Here is a 23,643-nt window from a genome sequence, read left to right as displayed (position 1 = left end):
ACACCCAGATGGCCGACCAGCTCGACCACGCCATCGAACAGAACGGCAAGGGCGACCTCGGCCGCCTCCTCACCGGCAACGACACCTGGACCGTCCGACCTCCGCGGCGGACACCGGGGGCGTGGTGATCGAGCGGCTCCTGCCGGCTTCCGTCTCCGTGTGCGAGGCATACGCCGATGCGCCGGACCACCGGCTCTTCCCCGAGGAACGTGCCGTCGTCCGCCGCGCGGTGCCGCGCCGGGTCGCCGAGTTCGCGACCGGCCGGCACTGTGCGCGCCGGGCGCTGGCCCGGCTGGGCATCGCTCCGGTGCCGATCCCGCGAGGGGCGGCCGGCGCGCCCGTCTGGCCCGAGGGCGTCCTCGGGTCCATCACGCACTGCACCGGCTACCGGGCCGCGGTGGTGGTGCCGATGGCGTACGCGGACGGCATCGGCATCGATGCGGAGCCCGACGCAGAGCTTCCCGACGGGATGCTGCGGGCCATCGCAGGGGCCGCCGAACTCGGCAGGATCGCCGCGCTGACCGGCCGGCGCCCCCGAGTCGGCTGGGGCAGGGTGCTGTTCAGCGCCAAGGAGAGCGTCTACAAGGCGGTGGCCGCCCCGCGTCCCGGGCTGCGGGACACCGCCGTCCGCTGCGAGATGGACTTCAAGGACGTGGACGTCGATTTCGGCGCGGGCGACGGAGGGTTCACGGCCCGGGTCCCGCATGCTTGCGGACTCCCCGGACCGCCGGGCCCCCGAGAGGTCCAAGGGCGCTGGACGGCCGCCCACGGCCTGGTGCTGACCTCGGTGTTCGTCCCGCCGGCCGAGGGCCGGGCAACGGGGTCCGCGTCGCAGCAACATCACAGCGAATTCATCTTGCCTTTCGACTCCGTCGGGGCAGCCTTTGCCGCCGCGCCGGGAGAAGTAAATTCACGCGCCCGCTGATTTCCATGTGCCGCGCGTGTTCAGAAGAGTGCGCAATCGGATTTCCGGCACCGCAGCGCCGCGGGGCCGGCCCGGGCGGCTCTGTTTCCGGAATGTATGGGAGGAGTGGCCCGGTGAAAATGACGACGCATCGCCTGCCCCTGTCCGCGGCCCAGCACGAGATCTGGATCGCCCATCGCATCGGGGCCGGGGCCGGGGCCGAGGCCGCGCGCCAGAACTGCGGAGGATACGTAGAGCTCGAGGGTCCGGTCGACGGGGACCTGCTGGGCGAGGCGGTTCGCCGGACTCTGGAGGAGACCGAGGCACTGCGGGTCCGGTTCGGGACCGACGAGGCGGACCGTCCGTGGCAGACACCCGTCCCCGTCGACGAGCTCCCCGGGCTCATCACGGCGGACTTCGGCGCCGAGCCCGACCCGCGCCGGGCCGCCGAAAGCTGGATGGCGGCCGACCTGGCCGAACCCGTGGACCCGGCCACGGCCCCCCTGCACACGATCGCCCTCCTGCACCTGGAGCCCGGACGGTCGCTCTTCTGGTTCCGCTACCACCACATCGTCCTCGACGGATACGGGCAGGCCCTGTTCTGGCGGCGTCTCGCCGAGACCTACACCGCCCTGGCCGCCGGCTCCACCCCCGGTCCGCGTACGTTCGGCTCCCTTGCCGAAGTGCTCGCGGAGGAGGAGGCATACCGTTCGGGCCCCGTGCACGCCGCGGACGCCGAGCACTGGTCCGGCCTGACCTCCGCCTGGCCCGACCCCGTCGGCCTCTCCGGCCGGGCTGCCACGGACCCCCGTACCGCGTACACCGCGGCAGCCGGCACCGCCCGGCAGGAGACCATCGGATCCACCCGCCTCCGGGCACCCCGGCCGCTGACCGGCGTCGGCCGGTTCGCCGGTGAACAGGGCACCCACTGGTCGGCCGTGGTCGTCGCGGCGACCGCCGCATACCTCCGTCGGACCGCCCGCCAGGACGACATCGTCCTCGACCTGCCGGTCCGGGCCCGGACGACCAGGACCGCCCTCACCACACCGGCCATGCTGGCGAACGTCCTGCCGCTGCGCCTCACCGTGACGCCGGGGACCACCTTCCGCGAGATCGTGGACCGGGCATCCGGCGCCCTCCGCGAACTCCTGGACCACCAGCGGTACCGGGGCGAGGAGATCCACCGGCGGATCCGCCGGGACCGGCACGACGCCGGGCCCGCGCCCGTCCGGGTCAACGCCGTCACCTTCGCCGGGCGGCTCCGCTTCGGCACTGCCGACGGCACCATCCACCAGCTCTCCACCGGACCCGTGCCCGACCTGGCCCTGGACTTCTTCGGCGAAGCCGACGGGTCCGAGATCCGGGTGACCTTCGACCCCAACCCCGGCCTCCACGAGCCCGCCGCCCTCCGGGCCCACCGGGACCGGTTCGCAGTGTTCCTCGACCGGCTGCTCGCAGCGCCGGACCGGCCCGTGGGGGAGGTCGCGCTGCTCACCGACGGGGACACCGCGCTCATGCGCTCCTTCGGCGAGGAGGCCGTACGCCACTACGACCTGAGCCGGCCGCTGCACCGGCTCGTCACCGCACAGGCCGAACGCACCCCGGACGCCGTCGCGGCCGAGACCGCCGAAGCCTCCCTCACCTACCGTGTCCTGGTCGACCGGGCCGGCGTCCTGGCCGGCCGGCTGCGCGACGCAGGCGTGCGCACCGGGGACATCGTGGGGGTGTACGAGGAGCGCTCCCTCGACCTGGTCGTCGATCTGCTCGCCGTTCTGCTGGCGGGCGCCGCCTACCTGCCGCTGGACCCGGAACTGCCCTCCGCACGGCTGGCCTTCCAGATCCGCGACTCCGGGGCCCGCACGGTGCTGTGCCGCGCCGCGCTGAGGCCGGAGGCTGACGGCCTGGGCGTCCCGCTGACCCTGACCGACGGCGCCCCGGACGAGCCGGCCGGCCCCGCCGGGTCGGCCCCCGACGACCGGCCCTGCGGCCCGGACGACACCGCGTACGTCATCTACACCTCCGGCTCCACCGGCCGCCCCAAGGGCGTGGAGGTGCCCCACCGCGGCATCGTGAACCGGCTCCTGTGGATGCAGGAGGAATACAGCCTCGGCGCGGACGACGTAGTGCTCCAGAAGACCCCGTTCACCTTCGACGTCTCCGTCTGGGAGTTCTTCTGGCCGCTGATCACCGGCGCCCGGCTGCACGTACTGGCCCCGGGCGCCCACCGGGACCCGCGCGCGATCGCGGAGACCGTCCGTTCCCGGTCCGTCACGACGGTGCACTTCGTGCCGTCCATGCTCGACCTGTTCCTGGCCGAGCCCACCGCCGCGCCGCTGCCCTCCCTGCGGCGCGTGTTCAGCAGCGGCGAGGCGTTACGGCCGGAGACCGTGAACCGGTTCCTCCGGGTGCATCGCCCCGGCGGACGGGGCCCGGAACTGTACAACCTGTACGGCCCCACCGAGGCCTCGGTCGACGTCACCCACTGGCGCTGCGGCACGGACGGCCCCGGGGAACCCGTCCCGATCGGCCGCGCCGTGGCCAACACCACCCTGCACGTCCTCGACCCCGAAGGAAGACCGCTGCCGCCGGGCCTCGAGGGCGAGCTGTACATCGGCGGGGTCCAGGTGGCCAAGGGGTACCTCGGCCGCCCGGAACTCACCGCCGCGAGCTTCCTGGCGGACCGCTCCGGTCCCGGCCGGCTCTACCGCACCGGCGACCTCGCCGTACTCCGCCCCGACGGCGTCGTCCTGTACCGAGGGCGCCTCGACCACCAGGTCAAGGTCAACGGGTTCCGCATCGAACCCGGCGAGATCGAGAGCGTGCTGCTCGCCCACCCCGGCGTCGAGCAGGCCGTGGTGACCGCGCCCGACGACGAGGACGGCCGGCCGCGGCTGGTCGCCCACCTGGTGGCGGCCGTCCACCCGGCGCCCGATGCCCTGCTCACCTGGCTCCGCGACCGTCTCCCGGCCCAGATGATGCCCAGCCGGTTCGTGTTCCTCGACGCGCTGCCGCTGCTCCCCAACGGCAAGCTCGACCGCAAGGCCCTCCCGCCGACGGACCAGGACGCGGTACCGCCGGAACGCCCCGGCACACCCGCGCCCGCGGTCGGGCCCTCCACTCCCGTGGAAGCGGTCCTGCACGAGGTCTGGAGCAGCGTGCTGGACGTCACCGGCTTCGGTGTGAATGAGTCGTTCTTCGCGCTGGGCGGCGACTCGATGCACGCCATCCGGGTACGGACCCGCGCCGAGAGCCGGGGCTGGACCTTCGACGTGGCCGACCTGTTCCGCGGCCCGACGGTCCGCGAACTGGCCGCACGTACCAGGGCGGTGACGGCGGACGGCAGGCCGGACGCCCCCACCGACCCCCGCCGCCGGCCGTTCGGCCTGCTCGGCGAGGCGGACCGGGCTCTGCTCCCGGCAGGTCTGGACGACGCCTATCCCCTCAGCGCCATGCAGGCAGGCATGCTCTACCACGCTGCCTACGCCGAGGACTCCTCCGTCTACCGCGTGGTGACCAGCGTGCGGGTGGCCGCCCGGTACGACCCGGACGCCCTGCGCCACGCCGTCGACGACATGACGCACCGTCATCCCGCCCTGCGCTGCTCCTTCGACCTCTCGCGCTTCTCGGAGCCGCTCCAACTGGTGCACAGCCGGGTCACCGTCCCGGTCGAATCCGGAGAAGACCTGCGGGGCATGGACGAGGAGGAACGGCTGCGCCTCATCGGGGCATGGGTCGAGGCCGCGAAATCCACCCGCTTCGACCTGGCCGAGGCCCCCCTGCTGAAGTTCGCCGTCCACCTCTGCGAAGCGGACTCCTTCGAACTCTCGGTGGTCGAGCACCACGTGGTCCTCGACGGCTGGAGCGACATGCGGATGCTGGAGGAGGTCGTCGAGCACTACGCGGCCCGGCTGGCCGGCACTGTACGCCGGCTTCCCCCGGTTGCTTCCCTCCACCGGGACTTTGTGGCCGCCGAGCGGGACGCCCTCGCGGACCCTGCCGCCCGCGACCACTGGACAGGGCTGCTGCGCGGCGCCGAGCCCACGGTCCTGGCGCCCGCCGCCCCGGTGGACGGCCCGCCCGGGGCGGCGGCCGTACCGGTGGTCCACCGTTACGACGTCCCGGTCGCCGCCGACACCGCCGCCCGCCTGCGCACCGCGGCCCGCGCCGCGGGCCTGCCGCTGAAATCCCTGCTGGTGGCGGCACACGCAGCGGTGCTGCGCCTGGTCGGCGGCCGCGACGAGATCCTCACCGGAGTCGTCGCGAACGGCCGCCTGGAGGAACCGGGGGGCGACGACACCATCGGTGTCTTCCTCAACACCCTCCCGCTCCGCCTGGACCTGGGCACCGGCAGCCTCACGGACATTGCCCGGCAGGCCTTCGCCCACGAGCAGGCGGCGGCTCCGCACAGGCGGTACCCGATCGCCCAGATCCTCCGCGACACCGGCGAGACCGCCGAACTCTCCAGCTACGTCAACTACATGGACTTCGGGCGGACCCCGGGCGGTGCCGCGGACACCCTGATGACCGTCACGGCCGGGGTCGCCGAGACGAACTACCCCCTCGCGGTGAACTTCCTGGTCGACCCCGGGGAACGCCGGCTCCGGCTGTGGCTGGACTGCGACCTCGCCGTCCTGCCCGAGGAGTTCTGCTCCCGCCTCACCGGCTACTACGAGCGCGCCCTCCGAGCCGTCGCGGAGAACGCCGACGCCCCCGCCGCCACCATGGATCTGCTGGACCCGGCCGAACACGCACGGCTGGCCCGCGCCCACGGCGCCACCACCGCGTTCGAGCGGGACGCCACCGTCCACGGACTGTTCGAGCGCCGGGCCGCCCTGACCCCGGAGGCCACCGCCCTGGTACACCGCGACATGGAACTGACCTACGGCGACCTCGACCGGCGCGCCAACCGGCTCGCCCACCACCTGCGCGGCCTCGGCATCGGCAGCGGCGACCTCGTCGGCGTGAGCGTCCGGCGCGGCCCCGACCTGGTCATCTCGCTGCTGGCCGTACTGAAGACCGGCGCCGCCTACGTCCCGATGGACCCCTCTTTCCCCCGGGGCCGGCTGGAGCACATGGCCGCCGACGCAGGGCTGGCCTGCCTGGTGCGCGGACCCGGAGCGACCGAGGCCATCAAGGCCCTGCACACCGTCGATCTGGCGCGCGACGCAGGGGCCGTGGCCGGCCGGCCCGGCTCGGCCCCGCCGACCGCCGCATCCGCCACGGACCGGGCGTACGTCATCTACACGTCCGGGTCCACCGGGAAACCGAAGGGGACCGCCGTCCGGCACCGCAACGCGGTGAACTTCTTCACCGGCATGGACGAACGGGTCGGATGCGGTCCGGCGGACACCGTGCTCGCCGTCACCAGTGTCTCCTTCGACATCTCGGTGCTCGAACTGCTCTGGCCGCTCACCCGCGGCGCCAAGGTGGTGATCGCCGGCGAGCGGATCACCGGCAACCTGGTGCCGCCGGTCCGTGCCACCGGACGGCCGCTCGGCTTCAGCCTGTTCTTCTTCGCCGCCTCTGCCGGAACGGCAGCCCAGGACGGCTACCGCCTGGTGGTGGAGGCCGCGAAGTTCGCCGACCGGCACGGCTTCGAAGCGGTGTGGACCCCCGAGCGGCACTTCCACGCCTTCGGCGGTCTCTACCCCAACCCGTCCCTGATGTCCGCCGCCCTGGCGACCGTCACCGACCGGATCGCGCTGCGCTGCGGCAGCGTGGTCGCCCCCCTGCACGACACGATCCGCATCGCGGAGGAGTGGTCGGTCGTCGACAACCTGTCTGCCGGGCGGGTGGGACTGGCCTTCGCGTCGGGCTGGAACTCCAACGACTTCGTGCTGCGCCCCCAGAACTTCCCCCGCCGCAAGGAACTCATGGCGGAACAGCTCGAGGAGTTCCGGCGGCTGTGGCGCGGGGAACCCGTGCGTCGGACCGGAGGCAGTGGCGAGGACGTCGAGGTCAGGGTGTTCCCGGCGCCGGTCCAGGACGAGCCGCCCGTCTGGCTGACTTCGGTCGGCTCGGCCGAGACGTTCGAGCGGGCCGGGGCTTCCGGCGTGAACATCCTGACCCACCTGCTGGGCCAGACCCCCGCGGGCCTCGCGGTGAAGGTCGAGGCGTACCGCAAGGCGAGGGAGGCTGCCGGCCACGCCGGCCGCGGCCACGTGACCGTCATGGTCCACACCTTCATGTCCGAGGACACCGAGGACGCCCGGACCCGGGCCCGCGGGCCCTTCGCCGACTACCTGCGCAGTTCCACCGAACTGTGGCGGACCCTGTTCCGGAGCACTGGCCGCGACCTGCCGGAGATGGGCGCCGCGGAGCAGATCGACGCGGTCGTCGACCTGGCCGTCGACCGGTACTTCGAGACCTCCGGACTCTTCGGGTCCCCCGACACCTGCGCCGGGCCGGTACGCGAGCTGGCCGAGGCCGGTGTGGACGAGATCGCCTGCCTGGTGGACTTCGGACTCCCGCCCGACGATGTCCTTGCCGGTCTCACCTGGGTGGACCGGCTGCGGGACGCCCACGAGGCCGAGGTCGCCGACAGCCGGCATTCCCTCGCCGAGCTGTGCGTCCGGCACGGTGTCACCCTGCTCCAGGGCACCCCGTCACTGCTGTCCGCGGTGGCCACCGAGCCGGAGGCGCTCGACGCGTTGAAGGGGCTGCGGGTGCTTCTGGTCGGAGGCGAGGCCTTCCCGTCCGGGCTGGCCGGGCGGCTGCTGGCCGCGCTGCCCGGCGTACGCGTCCTCAACATGTACGGCCCCACCGAGACGACGATCTGGTCCACGACCCACGAGCTCGACCCCGTGCGGGACGCAACGGCCACATCGATCCCGATCGGCCGCCCGATCGCCAACACCCTCATCCGGGTGCTGGACCCGCACGGCAGGCCCGCCCCGGCCGGAGTCCCCGGAGAGCTGTGGATCGGCGGGGAGGCAGTGGCCGAGGGATACGTCGGCCGCCCGGAGCAGACGGCCGAGCGGTTCGTGCCGGCGCAGGACGGGACCTCCGGCCGGTACTACCGGACCGGTGACCGGGTCCGGCTGCTGGGTGACGGCGGCCTGCAGTTCCTCGGGCGGGTCGACCGCCAGGTCAAGATCCGCGGCCACCGGATCGAGCCCGACGAGGTGGAGAGCGTCCTGTCCCGCCACGAAGGGGTGGACTCCGTCGCCGTCACGGCCGTCGACGGACCGCACGGCACGGAACTTGTGGCGTACGTCGCCCCCCGCGGGCCCGCTTCCTTCGGCACGGCGCAGCGGGACCACGTCCGCCACTGGGGCGAGGTCTGGGACAACGCCTACACGGAAGGTGCCGCCCCGGAAGGCGCACACGGCCCGGACGGGGCGCTGGAGGGCGCCGAGTTCGTCGGCTGGCTCAGCAGCCATACGGGGGAACCCGTGCCCGCCGCCGAGATGCGCGAGTGGCTGGGCCATACCGTCGCCCGCATCAGGGCCCTCCGCCCCGAGGCGGTGGCCGACATCGGGGTGGGCGTGGGACTGGTGCTGCGCTCGCTCGCCGCAGAGGTGACCGAATACCACGGCGTCGACCTCGCGCCCGCCGCGCTGGACGCCGCCGCGCGCTGCCTCGGCGGGCCCCTGCCCGGCCACGTCCGGCTCGCCCAGGCCGGACCGGAATACCTTGCCGGGCTGGCCGACGACAGCCTGGACACAGTCGTCCTCAACTCGGTCGTCCAGTACTTCCCCGGCCCCGACTACCTTCGCCAGGTCATCGGAGAGGCCCTCCGGGTGGTCCGCCCCGGCGGCTCCGTGTTCCTCGGCGACATCCGCTCCCTGGAGATGCTCACCGAGTTCCAGACCTCGGTCCAACTCCACCGCGGCGGCCTGCTGCAGACGGCCGCCGAGATCCGGCACGGCGTTGTCCGCCGCCTGCACGAGGAACGCGAGCTGTGCCTGTCCCCCGGATTCTTCCGCGGGTTCGCGGACGGGAGCGACGGCGTCGCAGAGGTCCGCATCGAGCTCAAACGCGGGCGCCACGACAACGAGCTGACGGTCTTCCGGTACGACGTGACGCTCGTCGCCGGGCCGGCCCCCGAGGACGGCGCGCAACCCCCGGCGACCCCCTGGTCCGGGACCGGCGGACCGGACGGCCTGCGGCGCCTCCTGCAGAGGGAGCCGGGACCCCTGGTCGTCACGGGCATCCCCAACAGGCGTCTCGCACGGCCCGCGGCCGCCGTCGGGGCCATTGCCTCCCTGGCCGACGAGGAGACCGCCTGGGACCTGGACCGGCTGCTGTGGGAGGTCGACGAAGGCGCCGCGGTGCACCCCGAGGACCTGTACGCATGGGCCGACGCCGCAGGCCGCTCCCTGCGGGCCCTCGTACCCGCCGACGGCCGGCTCGATGCCTTCGACGCCGTGTTCGGTCCGGCTCCGGCCCCGGCCACCACCCCCGACGAGGAGACCGAGGACGCCGTATGAGGACCGACCCGCACCTGGCCAACGACCCGCTGTCTGCCTCCTGGACCGCGGAGCTGCGCTCCGCGCTGCGCGTCCACGCCCGCCGGCACCTGCCCGAGGCCATGGTTCCCGCCCACTTCGTCGTCCTCCCCGCCCTCCCCAGGCTGCCCAACGGCAAGGTGGACCGGGGAAACCTGCCGGCGTTCAAGGACACGGGCGACGCCGGGACCCCCGGCGCCGGCTTCGTCGCGCCCCGGGACCCGCTGGAGGCGCGGATCGCCGGGATCTGGCAGGACCTGCTCGGAGTGGCGAACGTCGACGTCGAGACGGGCTTCTTCGATCTGGGCGGCGACTCGCTGACCGTGCTGCAGATGGCCGCACAGGTCCGGGACGCCTTCGGGGTCCGGCTGGACCTGCGGCGCCTCTTCGAGGACCCGACGGTCTCCCGGCTCGCCGCACTGATCGGCAACGGGGCCGCCCCGGACGCAGGACCCGGCGCGGGTTCCGGCACCGCCTCCGCCGCGGCTCCCGGTCCGGGGCCCCGGACCTCCGGCGACACCAATCCGCGGGGAGTGGCCGGTGACCGGATGGCCGCGGACGCCGCCCTTCCGGCAGACATCCGCCCCGGTCCGGACACCAGGCCGCCGGTCCGGGGCGGCGCGTACCGGAGCGTGCTGCTCACCGGTGGCACCGGCTACACCGGGGCGTTCCTGCTGCGCGAGCTGCTCGAGCGGTCCCGGGCGACCCTGCACGTCCTCGTCCGGGCCACAGGGCCGGAGGAAGCACTGGAGCGGGTGCTGGCGAACCTGGAGGAGTACGGCCTGCTGCGCCCGGGCGACCGGGAGCGGCTGCGGGGGGTGCCCGGCGACACCGGGCGTCCGTACCTGGGCATGGGCCGCGAGGACTACCACCGGCTGGCCGCCGAGGTCGAGATGATCGTCCACAACGCGGCGGTCTCCAGCTGGGTGGTGCCCTACTCGAAGATCAAACCGGTCAACGTCCTCGGTGCGCAGGAGGTGCTGCGGCTGGCCTGCCGGACCCGCGTGAAGGCCGTCCACTTCGTCTCCACCACCGGCGTCTACCCCGGACTCCCGGGCACCCGGTGCTGGGCAGAGGCCCCCCTGACCGGCACGGACGGGGTCGTCGGCGGGTACCGGCAGTCCAAGTGGGTCGCCGACAGCCTCATGCTGCAGGCCCGTGAACGCGGAGTCCCCGCCCACGTCTACCGGCTGGGGGCGGTGACCGGTGCCCGGGACACCGGGGCCTGCTCCGAGGACACCTTCATCAACCACCTCGTCAAAGGCTGCGTCCAGCTCGGCGCGTACCTCGACTTCGACCTGCAGCTGGAGCTGGTTCCGGTCGACTACTGCGCCGCGGCCATCGCGCACGTGGCGGTCTCCGGTGGCAGCGAGCACGCCGTCTTCAACGTCCCCGGCGCGCACGCCGTCCGGATGAACGACGTGTTCGAGCTGGTGTCCGCCTACGGCTACCGGCTTCGCCGCCTGCCCTACCGGGAGTGGTACCGGGAGCTGTCGGACGCCGTCGAACGCGGCGAGGAGAACGAACTCGCCGTATATCTGCCCCTGTTCGGACCCGAGGCGCCCGCGGCGGAGATCGGCCGCCTCGACAGCCGCCCCGTCTTCGACACCACACACCTGACGTCGGCGCTCGACGGCAGCGGCATCTCCTGCCCGCCGGTCGGCAGGCAACTGTTCGACACCTACCTGGACTACTTCGTCTCGACCGGCTTCCTGCCGCCGCCCGCCGATCCCCGACGCTGACCCACGGAGCCGCAGCATGAACAGGCCTGCCCTTCCCGACTTCCCCATGCCCCGCAGCAACCCCCTGGACCCGCCGCCCGCGTACGCCGAGCTCGGCGCCCGTCAGCCGGTGTTCCGGGTCCGGACCCGGCGCGGCGAGCCCGTATGGGTGGTGACCCGGCACGAGGACGCCCGCACCGTGCTCACCGACCCCCGGTTCAGCTCGGACCCGAAGACGCCCGGATACCCTTCCTACATCTCCGGCGACACACCGCTGCCGCCCGGCTTCTTCCTGAACCAGGACGCCCCCGACCACACCCGGCTGCGCCGGCTGGTGACCCGGGAGTTCCTCGCCCCCCGGATGGAGGCCAAACGGCCCCGGATGCGGGCCGTCCTGGACGGCCTGCTGGACACCCTGGCCGCCCGCGGGAACTCCGCCGACCTCGTCCGCGACCTCGCCTTCCCGATGGCCGCGACGGTGATGTGCGAACTGCTCGACGTGCCCCCTGCGGAATCCGGGACCTTCATCACCCTGACCGACGTCATCCTGGACCGCTCCAGTACTCCCGAACAGGCCGCAACGGCCGCCGCCGAACTGATGGGCTATTTCGACCGGGTGGTCACCGCGCGGGAGAAGATGCCGACCGACGACATGCTCGGGCGGCTCGTCGCCCACGAGGAGGAGGGCCGGCTCAGCCACGACGAGTTCGTCGGACTGGCCGCGCTCCTGCTGCTCTCCGGCTACGACACCATGGCCCAGATGATCGGCCTCGGCACGGTCACCCTGCTGGAACACCCCGCACAGCTGGCCGCGCTCACGGCGGATGCGGCGCTGTGGCCGCAGGCCGTCGAGGAGCTGCTGCGCTACCTGTCGATCAACCATGCCGGGCTGCCGCGGGCCGCCACTGCCGACCTGACCCTCGGCGACACCCGGATCCGGGCCGGGGACGGCGTACTGGTCATGATCAACGCGGCGAACCGGGACGCCTCGGTCTTCTCCGACCCGGACGCCTTCGATATCCACCGCACCGACCCGCAGGCCCACATCGCGTTCGGCCACGGCTTCCACAAGTGCATCGGGCTGACCCTGGCGCGGGTGGAACTCAGCACCGTCTTCAGCGGCTTGTTCGACCGGTTTCCAGGGCTGCGCGTCGACCGCCCCGTGTCCGAACTCCCGTTCCGCCACGACATGGTGCTCTACGGCCTGCGCGAACTCCCCGTCAGCTGGTGACCGGACGGGCGTCCGCTCCCGGGCCGACGCCCGTTCGCCGCCGGCTCCTGCCCACGACCCGAACGCCCCCTTCCCGAAGGACACACCATGGCGGCTGACACTGTCTTCCTCCTGCCCGGCCAGGGCGGATACACCCCCGGGGTGCTCACCGATGCGATCGGCGAGCACCCGGCGCTCCCCGGGATCCTCGCCGAAATCGACCGCGTGGCCCGCGAGTTCGGCCACCAGGGAGTCTCCGGCCTGCTGACCGACCGCTTCGCGTCCCCGGCCTCCGAACTCGCCGGATCGGACCCGTTGGCGCTCCAGCTCGCCGTCTTCGCTGCCGGCGTGGCCGGCCACCGCCTCGCCGAGGACCGCTACGGCCCGGCCGGCGTGCTCGTCGGCCACAGCATGGGGGAGATCGCCGCGCTCACCGTGGCGGGCGCCTTCGGCCTCGCCGACGGCGCCCGGCTGGTCTGCCACCGTGCGGAAGCCCTGGCCGCGCACGCACCGGTCCCCGGAGCCATGGTGGCGCTCGAACTGCCCGCGGCGCGGGCCGCGCACCTCGTGGGTGCCGTCGCCGACCCGGACTTGACGGTCGCCGTATACAATGCGCCTCGGCAGACGGTGGTGTCCGGCCCCCGCCCGTCGGTGGACGCCGTCGCCCGGCTCACGCGGCAACTCGGTTGCCAGGCGACGCTGCTGACTGCTCCCCATGCTTTTCACAGTCCCGGTCTGCGACTGGCGGCGGACGCATTTGCGCAGGCCGCTGCCGGAATCCGCTCGCTGCCCCTGCGGGCCGTGGTCCATTCGCCGGTCGCCCGCCGCAGGCTCACCGACGCCGACGACATCAAGGGGCTGCTGGTACGGCAGCTCACTGCGCCGGTGGACTTCCTCGACGCGGTGCGCACGCTGCACGCCGAGGGCGCCGACCGCTTCGTTGAGTGCGGGCGGGCCGGACTGGCCCGGCTGGTGCGTCGTACGGTCCCCGGCGACGTGACGGTGACCGGGCTCGACGGTACGGGGTGGCCGGGCACCGGGGAGGAACCGGGACCGCGCCCGGCGGCGCAGGAGCCGGAGCCGGTACCCGTTCCTGCTCCTGAGCCGATGGCCTCCGTGTCCGGCCCGGCTCCGACAGCGCCGGCCCTGCCAGTGCCCCCCATTGCAGTCGCCGCGGTCCCGGCCGTCACCCAGCCGCCGTCGCGGAGCGACATCCTGAGCGAGCTGCAGGAGCTGTACGCGTCGACGCTCGGATATCCCGTCGAGGTGGTGACCGGCGACGCGGACCTGGAAGCGGACCTGGGCATCGATTCGCTCAAGCGTGCCGAAATGCTCGGCAAGGTCACCGCACACTTCGGTCTGGACCCAGCGGGGGCGGACGGCCGCTTCATCGCCGAGCCGACCCTGGGAGGGCTGGCCGCCCTCATCGTCGCCGTACTGTCCTCGACCCGCTGAACCGCCCCGGGAGCCGTCATGTCGATCGACCCGATGGGCCGCACGGTCCTGGTGACCGGAGCCGGCCCGGCCCCGGTGGTGAGCCGGTACCTCGCCGGGCGGCCCGGCCTGCGCCTGCTGCCCGAGTCAGGGGCGGGGGCAGGCGCTGACCTGCCCGACGGCCCCACCCCCGACGTCCTGGTCCATGTCGTCGGCGACGGCCTCCGTGTCGGCATCGGTGTCGGCGCAGGCGAGGACGAGAGCCTTCCGTGGCCCGCGGCAGCCGTATTCCTCGTCGGCGGCCCGGAGCAGGACGCCGACGCGTTCGACCGGGCCGTGCGCGACACCGCGGCGCGCAGCTCCGGTGCCGTGGTCTGCGGCTTCCGGCTCGGGCCGGGCACGGAGGACGAGGCGGCTGCGGCTGCCCTCGCCGGCGTACTCGGGGCGCTCCTGGAGGTCGGTGACACCTCGTGGCCGGTCGGCCGGACCATCGCCCTCACCGGCGCGCCGGCCCCTCTTCCCGATCCGGTTGCCGTCCCTGAAACCGTTCCCGCCCCTGAAACCGTTCCCGCCCCCGAAACCGTTCCCGCCCCCGGTCCTCTCCGTACCGCCTTGCCCTCCGCCGTGGTGTCCGCCCGGGGCGAGGAGGCGGTCGTGGTGGTCGGCATGGGCCTGGCCGTGCCCGGAGCCTCCACGCTGGAGGAGTTCTGGGATCTGCTGCGCTGCGGCGGGCCGGGGTTCACCGAACCGGGGGACCGTCTGGACCTCGGCACGCTGTGGGCCGCCGACCCCGCGGCTCCCGACAAGACCTACTCGAGGGTGTCCGGCTTCATGACCGGCTTCAGGCCGCACCCCCGGCTCCAGGCGGAGATCGACGCGGGAGTGTTCACCGAGGACGAGTTCACCGCCCGGTGGCTGCGGCACTCCCTGTTCGCCGCGACCGAGAAGGTCGCCATCCGGGAGGAGGACCGGGCCCTGTTCGCGGTCGGTCTCACCCCCGACGGCAGCCAGCACCTCGAACAGACCCTGCTCGCCACGGGGGTGCGCAGGCTCCTCGCGGAGCGCGGCACCCCGGTCCCCACGGCCCTGGACGCGCTGTACCCGCTCGCCGCCGACCGGCCCGACCGGGTACTGCCGTACCGGATCGCCCGCGACGCCGCCCGGGGACTGCCCCGGAGGACCGAGATCGTCGTCCTCGACACCGCCTGCTCGTCCTCGCTCTACACGATCGACACCGGCGTCACGGCGCTCCGGGCGGGGGAGGTCGACGTGGCGCTGTGCGGTGGGGCGTTCGCCCTCACGGCGCAGAACCTCGTCCTCTTCGCCAAGCTCCGGGGCCTGTCCCGCTCCGGCCGGGTCCGTTCGCTGGACCGGGCGGCGGACGGGGCGCTGTTCGCCGACGGCGCGGCGCTGCTCGCCCTGAAGACCCACGCCCGGGCGCTGGCGGACGGCGATCCCGTTCTGGGATTCGTCGCGGGTTTCGGTGGCTCGTCCGACGGCCGGGGCAAGGCGGTCTACGCCCCGAACGCCGACGGCCAGCACATCGCCCTGAACCGGGCCTGGCGGGCAGCGGGCGTCGAACCGTCCGACGTCGACTGGGTGGTGGCCCACGCCACCGGCACCCCGGCCGGTGACCGTACGGAGATGTCCGCGCTCTCACGCAATGCGCGGCCCGACCACACCTGGACCCTCACCTCGAACAAGTCCCTGATCGGTCACTCGGGCTGGGCGGCCGGGGCGGTCTCCGTCATCCACGCCCTGCTCGCCCTGCGTCATGAACTCATCCCCGGTCAACGCCAGTTCGATCGGCTTCCCGAGGGAGCGGGGGACCGGGTACGGGTCCCGGGCAGCGACCTGGCCTGGCCCGCGAGCACCCACCGCCGCCGTATCGCGGGGGTGTCCGCCATGGGGTTCGGCGGCACCAACGGGCACCTGCTGGTGACCGACCGGGAGCGACCGGCCGAATCCGCGGCCGCCCTGCCGGCCCCGGCCACCGTCCCGGATCCCGTCGTGATCGTTGCCCACGCGGTCCACCTGCCCGGTGACCCGCCGGCCGCAGTCGTGGACCGGTGGCTCGGGGGCGGGCCGGCCCCGTGGCCGGTCGGCTTCGGCGACGACTATCCGCTGCCTTCGCCCGCTGCGGCCCGGCTCGCACCCTCGGCGATCGCCGCCATGGACCGCAGCCAGCTGATGGCGCTTCGCTGCGCCGACCTGCTGGCGGGGGAGTGGACCCGGGACGCGGAGCTCAGGAACCGCACGGGTGTCTTCGTCGGACACACCGGCGCCACCCGGAACGCCGTCGGTTACGGCCTGCGGCTGCACCTGAACGACGTGACGTCCAAGCTGACCGGACCGGCCGGGATCGCCCCGGAGGTCCTCGGCGACGCGGTGCGGTCCCTGACCCGGCCGGTCAACGAGGACGCCTACCCCGGGCTGATGCCCAATGTGATCGCCGCCCGGGTCGTCCAGCACCTCGACCTGCACGGCCCGAACATGACCCTGGACGCGGGCCGGGACTCGACGGCCGCGGCCCTGCTCGCTGCCCTGCGCCGGCTTCGCACCGGCGAACTCGACCTGGCCGTCGTCCTCGGCGTCAGCGCACACTCCGACCCGCTCTCCGCGCCCCTTGCCGGGGACGGCGACCTTGCCCGAACGGCCGAAGCGGCCGTCGGCTTCCTGCTGACCAGACGGAGCACCGCCCGGGAGCGCGGCCTGACCGTGCTCGGCGAACTCGAGCGGGCCGCAGAGGGGGCGGAAGGGGCGGCCCCGCTGCCCGCGGTCCACCAGGACGGCCGTGACCACCTCGGCGCCCATGGCGCCGTGGCCCTGCTGCGGGCGCTGCGCGCCGGAGTCCCGACCGTTCTCCAGCCGGTCGAGGACCGGCACACGCCCGCTCTGCGGGTCACCCCGGACGTCACGGTCCCCGGCCCGTCCGTCGTTCCGTCCCCCGCCTCGCCCCTTGCGGACGAGCCCACCGGGCCGGAGAGCCGCGACCTGCACAGTGATCGCGACCTGCACAGTGATCGGGACCTGCACAGTGATCGGGACCTGCACCGGGACCTGGACCCGGACCGTGGCCCGGACCCCGATCTCTCCCACCTGGCCCGGCACACGCTGGTCCTCCGCGAGGTTCCCGCAGAGACCGTCCGCAGCGCACTCCCCGCCGTCCCGGACGGCTGCCTCGTCCTCACCGACGATCCGTCGCTGCTGGCAGACGTGCCGCTCCCGGCGGACTGCCTGGTCGTCGCGCCCCGTGTGGCGACGACCGTCGCAGGTCCCCTTCGGACACCGGTCCACCGCATCGACGCCGAGGACCTGCCGGACCTGCTCACGGGGGCCGCGCTGCCGCAGGTCCGTCACGTCCGCGTCCTGGTGGCAGCACCGGAACCTGCCGACCCGGGCTGCCCCGTCGGCCCCTCCGGCCCGGGTCCTGGCTTCGAGAGGATGCTCGCCCTGCACGACCTCGCCTTCGAGGCAGCACGGTGTTGCCTCCCCGGCCTCACCGCGTCCGGTTCGTACGCGGTGCTTGCCCTCGGCGCAATCGACGGAACGGTGCCCCGCCCCCACACAGGCCTGTTCAACGGGCTGGTCCGCAGCCTGGTCCGGGAGGTCCCGCACTGCCTGGGCTTCGCCGTGGTGACCGACGAGGTCACACTCGCAGGGGCGCTGCCGCTCCTCGCCGCGGAGTCCGCTTCCCGGCGCCGCATCCCGGTGGCCTACCACAGCCGCGGCGTACGGCACGAGCTGCTGCTCCTCCCGGTCGGCCCGCCCGAGCCGGGTGGCGGCCGTGCGCTGCCCGACCGCCCCGTGGTCCTCGCCACCGGAGGCGCCCGCGGCCTGACCGCACACCTGCTGCGGGAACTCACGGAACTGACGGAGCCCCATTCGGTGTGGCTGCTCGGCAGCGGTCCGGTCCCCGAAGCAGCGGACGGACCGCTTCCACCACGTGCCGAGGCCCTGCGCGCGATGCTGCGCAGCCACCCCGGCGAGGGCATACCCGCCCTCAACCGGCGGTACGACCACGCGCTCCGGGACAGGGAACGCGGGCGCGTCCTACGGGAGCTCCAGGAACGCTGCGGCGCCGACCGAGTGCACTACCGGCAGTGCGACGTACGGGACGAGGCGGCGGTGCGCCGCGTCGTCGACGAGATCCTCGCGGCCGAAGGCCGGGTCGACGTCCTGGTGCACGGGGCCGGCCTCAGCCGTTCCGCTGGCCTGGCCGGGAAGAAGCTCGCCGACTTCCGCGCCGTGCGTGACGTGAAGGTCCGCGGGCGTGCCCACCTCCGCGCCGCGTTCGCCGACCGTCCGCCCCTCCTGTGGTGCGACGTCAGCTCCGTATCCGCGTTCATCGGCCTGCCGGGCGAGCCCGACTACGGGGGCGCCAACGAGTACCTGCTGCTCTCCGCCGCCCATGCCCGTGCCCGTGGGGGAGAGGACACCTGTGCTCCGGCCTCCGGGCTGTGGGTGGAGTCCGGCATGGCGGCAGCCGACACCCCGGCCGGCGCCTACCTCGCGCGGCGAGCCGAGATCAGCCGCCTCACCGACGTCCAGGGCCGTGCCTTCTTCCGGGCCGAACTCAGCGGTCGCGGCGGGCCCGGTCTGGGCAGCACCTGGATCGGCGACGACGACTGGGCGACGCTGCAGCGCACCGCGCCCGGCTTCAGGGACCTGTGCGCCGAGACCGCCCGCCGGTCGCCGGAACCGCCGGCGGCCGCTGCCCTGGCCCGGCGCACCGCTTTCCTCGACCCGGCCGCCGCCACCGGCGTGCTGCGCGACGACGCCGCCGAGTGGACCGTGGCCGTGGACCTCACCCGGCACCCGTACGTACGCGACCACCTGGTGGACGGAAGGCCCACTCTGCCCGGCACCTTCATCCTGGAGATCGGTGCGGAGGCCGCGATCGCGCTGGCCCCCGGCCTCGTCCCGGTCCGCATCACCGACGTGGTGCTGTCGCGTTTCATCCGCGCGGCCGAGCACCGCTGGCCCCGCACCCTCAAGGTCACCGCGCGGCGCGCCGGGAACCGCGTCACCGTGCGGGTCAGTGCCCCTGCAATCGGACCGGTGCCGGAGCGCGAGCACACCCGGATGGTGGTGCACCTGGCCGTCGCCGTATCACCGCCACCGTGGACCGGGCCGGTGCCCGCCGCCGGTGCGGAGGCCCCCAACACCTATGAACTGCCCGGTACGAGCGTGGAGCTGAGCGGTGTTTTCCGGGCCCTGCGCAACCCCCGACAGCTGGCCGACGGAGGGATCGCCGACCTGCGGCCGTCCCTCCCGCCCGGTGGGATCCACGACTCGTTCGTCTTGCCCGCCCTCGCCCTCGACTGCCTGCTCCGCACCTGTGTGCTGGACGGGAGCCGTCCGGGACCGGTGCCGGTCCTCGTGCCCACCGCCATCGCCTCGGTGGACCTGCACACCCAGGCCAACGACGTCGAGCTGGCCACCGCCCACCCCACCGGCCTGAAACTGCTCCACCGGACGGCCCCAGGGCCGGGTGAGGATGGCTTTGCCCTGGTCACCCCCGGCGGCCGGGCCCTCATCGAGGTCCGGGGGCTGGCCGGTGCCGTCAAAGGCCGGTACGACCCGGACACCCGGACATGGGAAGGCACCGGCGCCACCGTTGCCGGTCCCTCGCCTGACCGCCACACCCACCACCGCCCCACGTGCGCTCCTCACGAGCGCCGTCCACGAGGAGGACACCGTGCCGGCCGAGCTTGACGCAGGACCCGAGGCCCGACCCGGGCCTGACGGACCGGCCCGCGCCCCGGGCCACGACCCACGGGCCCGCACCTGGACCCTGGTCCTGGCCTGCGTGGCGATGTTCATGCTCATGCTCGACGTGACCGTCGTGAACGTTGCCCTGCCGAGTCTGCGCGGCTCCCTCGGCGCCCGGTTCTCCGACCTGCAATGGGTCATCGACAGCTACACCCTGACCCTCGCCGCCTTCCTGCTCACCGGCGGAACCCTCGCCGACCGCCTGGGCCGCAAGCGGGTCTTCCAGGCCGGGCTGCTGCTGTTCACCCTTGCCTCCCTGGCCGCCGGACTCGCGCCGGACCTGGCCGTCCTGAACGCCGCCCGCGCGGTGCAGGGTGCGGGCGCCGCCGTCCTGTTCTCCGTCGGACCGGCCCTGATCGGCCAGGAGTTCCACGGTGCCGACCGGGGCAAGGCGTTCGGTCTCTTCGGCGGCGTCGCCGGGCTGGCCCTCGCCCTCGGCCCGCTCGCCGGCGGCCTGCTCGTCGACGGCCTCGGCTGGCGCTGGATCTTCCTGCTGAATGTCCCGCTCGGCCTCGCCGCCCTCGTGCTCGGCGGCCGCAGGCTCCGTGAGTCCCGGGCTCCCGGCAGCCACGGGATCGACTGGGCCGGCACCGTCTCCTTCGCCCTCGGACTCACCCTGATCGTGCTGGGCTTCCTGCGCGGCGAACCGGCGGGCTGGACCAGCCCCGGGATCCTGGCCGCCTTCGCCGGCGGTACCGCGCTGCTCGTGGTGTTCGTCCTGGTCGAACGGGCGGCCGGGCCGCGGGCCATGTTCGACCTGTCCCTGCTGCGGATCCCCACCTTCGCGGGGGTCTGCGTGGCCACGCTGCTGTCCAACGCCACCAGTCTGGCGGCGGTGTTCCTGCAGATCGCCTACGTGCAGAACGTGCTCGGGTTCACCGCCTGGGAGACCGGCCTGCGGTTCATGCCGATGATGATCACGCTGTTCCTGGTCGCCGCCGTCACCGGCGGCCTCCTCACCGCGGTCCCGCCCGGCGTGCTGATCGGCAGCTCCATCGCGCTGATCGCCGCGGGCATGGGACTTGTCACCCTGGTGGAGCCCGGCAGTGCGTGGACGGCCATGCTGCCCTCCATGATCGTCACCGGTGTCGGCATGGGCCTGTTCAATCCGCCCCGGGCCGCCGTCACCATCGGGGTGGCGGCCCCCGACCGCGCCGGAATGACCTCGGGCATGGGCGAGACCTTCCAGCAGGTGGGCGTGGCCGTCGGCATTGCCGGCTTCGGGGCGCTCTTCCACCACCGGGTCCTCGACGCCTTCCACTCTTCCGGTGCCGCCGCCGCCCTCGGGCCGGCGGCCGCTGAGGAGACCGGCTCCGCGGTCGCCACCGGCGGTGTCACCGCGCTTCCAGCCGACCTCCCCCCGGCCCTGCTCGACGAGGTCACCGCGGCCGCCCGCACGGCGTTCGTGGATGCGCTCAGCGAGGTCATGGTGGTGTGCGCCGTGGTCGCCGCGCTCGGTGCCGTCATCGGCATCGTCCTGATCCGCCGCCGGGACCTGCACGCCAGTGCGCAGACCGCTGCCGAGGTCCCGGCTGCGCAGGGTGTCCGTCCGGCCGGTGCCGAGGGGTGAACCGCATGCCGCCCGCCGACGCCGCAGGTCCCCCGCCGCAGCACGCGGCGAGGACCGTCCGGGGCCGGCCGCCGGACAGCAGTGCCCTGCTGTTCCCCAGGCCGGTGCCGGTGCCTTCGCTGCGCCTGTTCCTGCTCCACCACGCGGGCGGCTCCCACATGCTCTACCACGGCTGGGAGCGGTACTTCCCGGCCGACTGGGAGGTGTGTCCGGTGGACGCCCCCGGCCGTGGCAGGCTGGCGGGCCTGGCCCCGCTGGACGACAGCGGGGCGCTCGCGGATTTCCTGGTGGAGCAGATCCGGCCGTGGACCGACCGGCCGTTCGCCTTGTTCGGCCACAGCATGGGCGGACTCCTCGCGTACGAGGTGACCCGCCGGCTCGCAGCCGACGGCGGGCCGGCCCCTCTGTGGCTGGGAGTGTCGGCGTGCGGGGCGCCCGGCACCTGCGGGGGCCGCCCGCCCCGCCACCGGCTCACCGACGGGGAACTGAGGGACTGGCTGCGCGCGGCCGGGGCGACACCCGCCGTGGTCCTGGACGACGATTCCCTCTGGCGGACGTTCGGCCCCCTGTTCCGCCACGACTTCGCCGTGGTGGACACCTGGCGGGCACGCACGGACGAACCCCCGCTCGGTGTTCCGGTCTCCGTGTACGGCGGCCGGGCCGACGCGCTCGTCGGCCGCGGTCGGCTCACTGCCTGGGCCACCCGCACCGAGCACTACCTCGGCCTCAACCTCCACGACGGGGACCACTTCTACCTCACCGCCCGCCCCCGCGAGGTGGCGCGGCAGACCCTGGCCGCGGTCGCGGCGGCCCGGCGTCTGGTTCCGTCCCCGGCTCGGCCCGTTCCCCCGATAAGGATGAACACATGAACCTCGTCGCGTTCTCCGGAAGCCTCCGGTCCGCCTCACTCAACACCGGCGTGGTCCGCACCGTCGCGGAACTGGGACCCGCCCTCGGCGTCACCACGACCGTCTACCCGGATCTGGGCCGACTGCCCTACTTCGACCAGGACCGCGAGAGCAGCGGCCCGCCCGTCGAAGTCCTGGAGTTCCGTGCCCTGCTGGCCGGGGCCGACGCGGTGCTGATCTCCTCCCCGGAGTACGCCCACGGCACCTCCGGCGTCCTGAAGAACGCCCTGGAATGGGTGGTCGGCGGAGGCGAACTGGTCGACAAGCCGCTCGCGGTGGTGACGGCCTCACCGTCCATGACCGGCGGTGACCGCGCGCAGGCATGGCTGAGCGAAACCCTGGCCGTGATGGGCGCCCGGGTCATTCCGGAGAGCCTGCCCATCCCACTGGCCAGCGCCAAGATCAAGGACGGCCGGGTCACCGATCCCGTTACCCTGGACGCCCTGCGCGGAGTCGTCGAGGCCCTCCGGAAATCAGCTGCAGAAACCGGCACCGTCCCCTGGACCTGACCGCGCCCGCCGCCACACCGCAGGGCGCGGCGGCGCCCTGCGAACCGGACACCGGCGCCCTCTGCGGTGGCGGCGGCTCCGCTCCGGGCCGCTTCAACCGCACCGCGCTGGAGGAGTGGGCCTACCTGCGGCCCTACACCTCCAACGACGAGCGGACAGCAACCCTGGCAGACGTCCTCCACACCTGCAACCACCACCGCTGCCACACCGCACTGGGCGGAAACCCGCCCATCAGCCGTTGAACAATGCTGCGAGTCAATACACCTAGCGCTTGCCGATCTCGGACAGTGGCAGCCCGCCCCCCGCCAGCACCGCCCTCGAGAACACCCCCGCCAGTTCGGTCAGCCGGCGTGTTCCTTCGATCCCGAGCGCGCTGTAGGGCAGCAGGTCCAGCCGGTCGGTGTCGGCTTCGACCGCCCGCCGCAGCTCCACCCCCGCGGGGGTGAGTTCACCCGCCCCGTCGAGCAGCCCCCGGTCGCGCAGCCGGTCCTGGGCACCCGCCCAGTCCGCTGCGCTCCAGCCTCGGTGCCGCATCAGGAACGAGGGCTTCCAGTGCGTGCCGGTGGCGCTGTGCGTCACCAGCGCCTCCAGTCCCACCAGGCCGGCCGAGGAGAGCACCCCGACGTGCGCGTCCCCGCGGTGCTCACGCAGCAGCGTGGCCGCGTGCCAGAACGCGAGGTGCGGCGCGGCCGGGACGGGCAGGTCGGCGTTGGCGGAGTACAGCGGCCGGCCGGGCCGCTCGCACGCCTCGGCCGCGCGCAGCGCCAGCCGCGCGGCCTGCGCCAGCTCGTCGGAGACCACGCCCTCCGCGCCCAGCAGCCGTACCAGCACGGCGTCGACGATGCGCAGCCGGGTCCTCAACACCACCTGAGGCGAGGCGATCTGCCATGCCCTGGGGATGTGCCGAGCCACCAGTTCCGGGTGGTAGCCGTAGAAGGTGGCGCTCACCACCCCCGGCCCCGTCTCCCCGAACGGAGCCGCCCGCCCCGCCAGGTAGGCCATGGGTCCGCGCTCCAGCCCCAGTTCCGCGTAGAAGCCGTCGTGCTCGGGCGCGAAGTAGTAGGCCGCGTGCACCGGATGGTGGGCGTTGTGACAGCGTCGTACGTCCGAGGCGCGCAGCATGGTCATGCCCCCACGGTACGACCTCGGCCCGCCCGTACCC

10 protein-coding genes and 1 pseudogene are annotated in these 23,643 nt (G+C 73.6%); 10 read left to right on the top strand and 1 reads right to left on the bottom strand.

Annotated features, from left to right (window positions below):
• The first annotated feature begins 121 nt into the window (after positions 1 to 121).
• The 10 genes and pseudogenes from ACGFQ9_RS03715 to ACGFQ9_RS03670 all read left to right on the top strand — a co-directional run.
• On the top strand, positions 122 to 925 hold the full coding sequence (locus ACGFQ9_RS03715) for a 4'-phosphopantetheinyl transferase (protein ID WP_393570752.1): 804 nt from the start codon (positions 122 to 124) through the stop codon (positions 923 to 925).
• Positions 926 to 1,044: 119 nt separating this feature from the next.
• The gene (locus ACGFQ9_RS03710) at positions 1,045 to 9,336 is read left to right on the top strand and encodes an amino acid adenylation domain-containing protein (protein WP_393570750.1); all 8,292 of its coding nucleotides are present in this window, start codon (positions 1,045 to 1,047) and stop codon (positions 9,334 to 9,336) included.
• Positions 9,333 to 11,096, top strand: coding sequence for a thioester reductase domain-containing protein (locus ACGFQ9_RS03705; RefSeq protein WP_393570748.1), 1,764 nt, complete (start codon positions 9,333 to 9,335; stop codon positions 11,094 to 11,096). Before ACGFQ9_RS03710 ends, ACGFQ9_RS03705 begins: the two co-directional genes overlap by 4 nt.
• A 16-nt stretch (positions 11,097 to 11,112) precedes the next feature.
• Positions 11,113 to 12,306, top strand: coding sequence for a cytochrome P450 (locus tag ACGFQ9_RS03700; protein ID WP_393570746.1), 1,194 nt, complete (start codon positions 11,113 to 11,115; stop codon positions 12,304 to 12,306).
• A gap of 87 nt (positions 12,307 to 12,393) precedes the next feature.
• Positions 12,394 to 13,740 carry an acyltransferase domain-containing protein gene (locus ACGFQ9_RS03695; protein WP_393570744.1) on the top strand — a complete coding sequence of 449 codons (1,347 nt, stop codon included), beginning with the start codon at positions 12,394 to 12,396 and terminating at the stop codon, positions 13,738 to 13,740.
• Positions 13,741 to 13,758: 18 nt separating this feature from the next.
• Positions 13,759 to 19,437 (top strand): SDR family NAD(P)-dependent oxidoreductase, encoded by a 5,679-nt coding sequence (locus ACGFQ9_RS03690; RefSeq protein ID WP_393570742.1) that lies wholly within the window; start codon positions 13,759 to 13,761, stop codon positions 19,435 to 19,437.
• On the top strand, positions 19,421 to 21,064 hold the full coding sequence (locus ACGFQ9_RS03685; protein ID WP_393570740.1) for an MFS transporter: 1,644 nt from the start codon (positions 19,421 to 19,423) through the stop codon (positions 21,062 to 21,064). Before ACGFQ9_RS03690 ends, ACGFQ9_RS03685 begins: the two co-directional genes overlap by 17 nt.
• A 5-nt stretch (positions 21,065 to 21,069) precedes the next feature.
• Positions 21,070 to 21,933, top strand: a complete 864-nt coding sequence (locus ACGFQ9_RS03680; protein WP_393570738.1) for a thioesterase II family protein — start codon at positions 21,070 to 21,072, stop codon at positions 21,931 to 21,933.
• Complete coding sequence (locus ACGFQ9_RS03675; protein ID WP_393570736.1) at positions 21,930 to 22,481, top strand: NADPH-dependent FMN reductase; 552 nt, start codon at positions 21,930 to 21,932, stop codon at positions 22,479 to 22,481. The genes ACGFQ9_RS03680 and ACGFQ9_RS03675 overlap by 4 nt, the downstream gene beginning before the upstream one ends.
• Positions 22,482 to 22,570: 89 nt before the next feature.
• Positions 22,571 to 22,749: pseudogene (locus ACGFQ9_RS03670) on the top strand (integrase core domain-containing protein); the annotation flags it as partial.
• Here the strand turns inward: ACGFQ9_RS03670 and ACGFQ9_RS03665 are convergent.
• Complete coding sequence (locus ACGFQ9_RS03665) at positions 22,746 to 23,609, bottom strand: hypothetical protein (RefSeq protein ID WP_393570734.1); 864 nt, start codon at positions 23,607 to 23,609, stop codon at positions 22,746 to 22,748. The pseudogene ACGFQ9_RS03670 and the gene ACGFQ9_RS03665 sit on opposite strands and share 4 nt — an antisense overlap.
• Between the last annotated feature and the right edge of the window lie 34 nt (positions 23,610 to 23,643).

Origin of the sequence: Streptomyces sp. NPDC048603 (assembly GCF_043199475.1) — a bacterium.
Lineage (GTDB): Bacteria > Actinomycetota > Actinomycetes > Streptomycetales > Streptomycetaceae > Streptomyces.
Note: the sequence above shows the minus strand (reverse complement) of the source record. Positions and strands in the feature narration are given on the sequence as shown.

Coding starts and splice junctions, on each gene's coding strand:
- ACGFQ9_RS03710 (WP_393570750.1), top strand. CDS start 1,045: ATGACGACGCATCGCCTGCCCCTGTCCGCGGCCCAGCACGAGATCTGG.
- ACGFQ9_RS03705 (WP_393570748.1), top strand. CDS start 9,333: ATGAGGACCGACCCGCACCTGGCCAACGACCCGCTGTCTGCCTCCTGG.
- ACGFQ9_RS03700 (WP_393570746.1), top strand. CDS start 11,113: ATGAACAGGCCTGCCCTTCCCGACTTCCCCATGCCCCGCAGCAACCCC.
- ACGFQ9_RS03695 (WP_393570744.1), top strand. CDS start 12,394: ATGGCGGCTGACACTGTCTTCCTCCTGCCCGGCCAGGGCGGATACACC.
- ACGFQ9_RS03690 (WP_393570742.1), top strand. CDS start 13,759: ATGTCGATCGACCCGATGGGCCGCACGGTCCTGGTGACCGGAGCCGGC.
- ACGFQ9_RS03680 (WP_393570738.1), top strand. CDS start 21,070: ATGCCGCCCGCCGACGCCGCAGGTCCCCCGCCGCAGCACGCGGCGAGG.
- ACGFQ9_RS03675 (WP_393570736.1), top strand. CDS start 21,930: ATGAACCTCGTCGCGTTCTCCGGAAGCCTCCGGTCCGCCTCACTCAAC.
- ACGFQ9_RS03665 (WP_393570734.1), bottom strand. CDS start 23,609: ATGACCATGCTGCGCGCCTCGGACGTACGACGCTGTCACAACGCCCAC.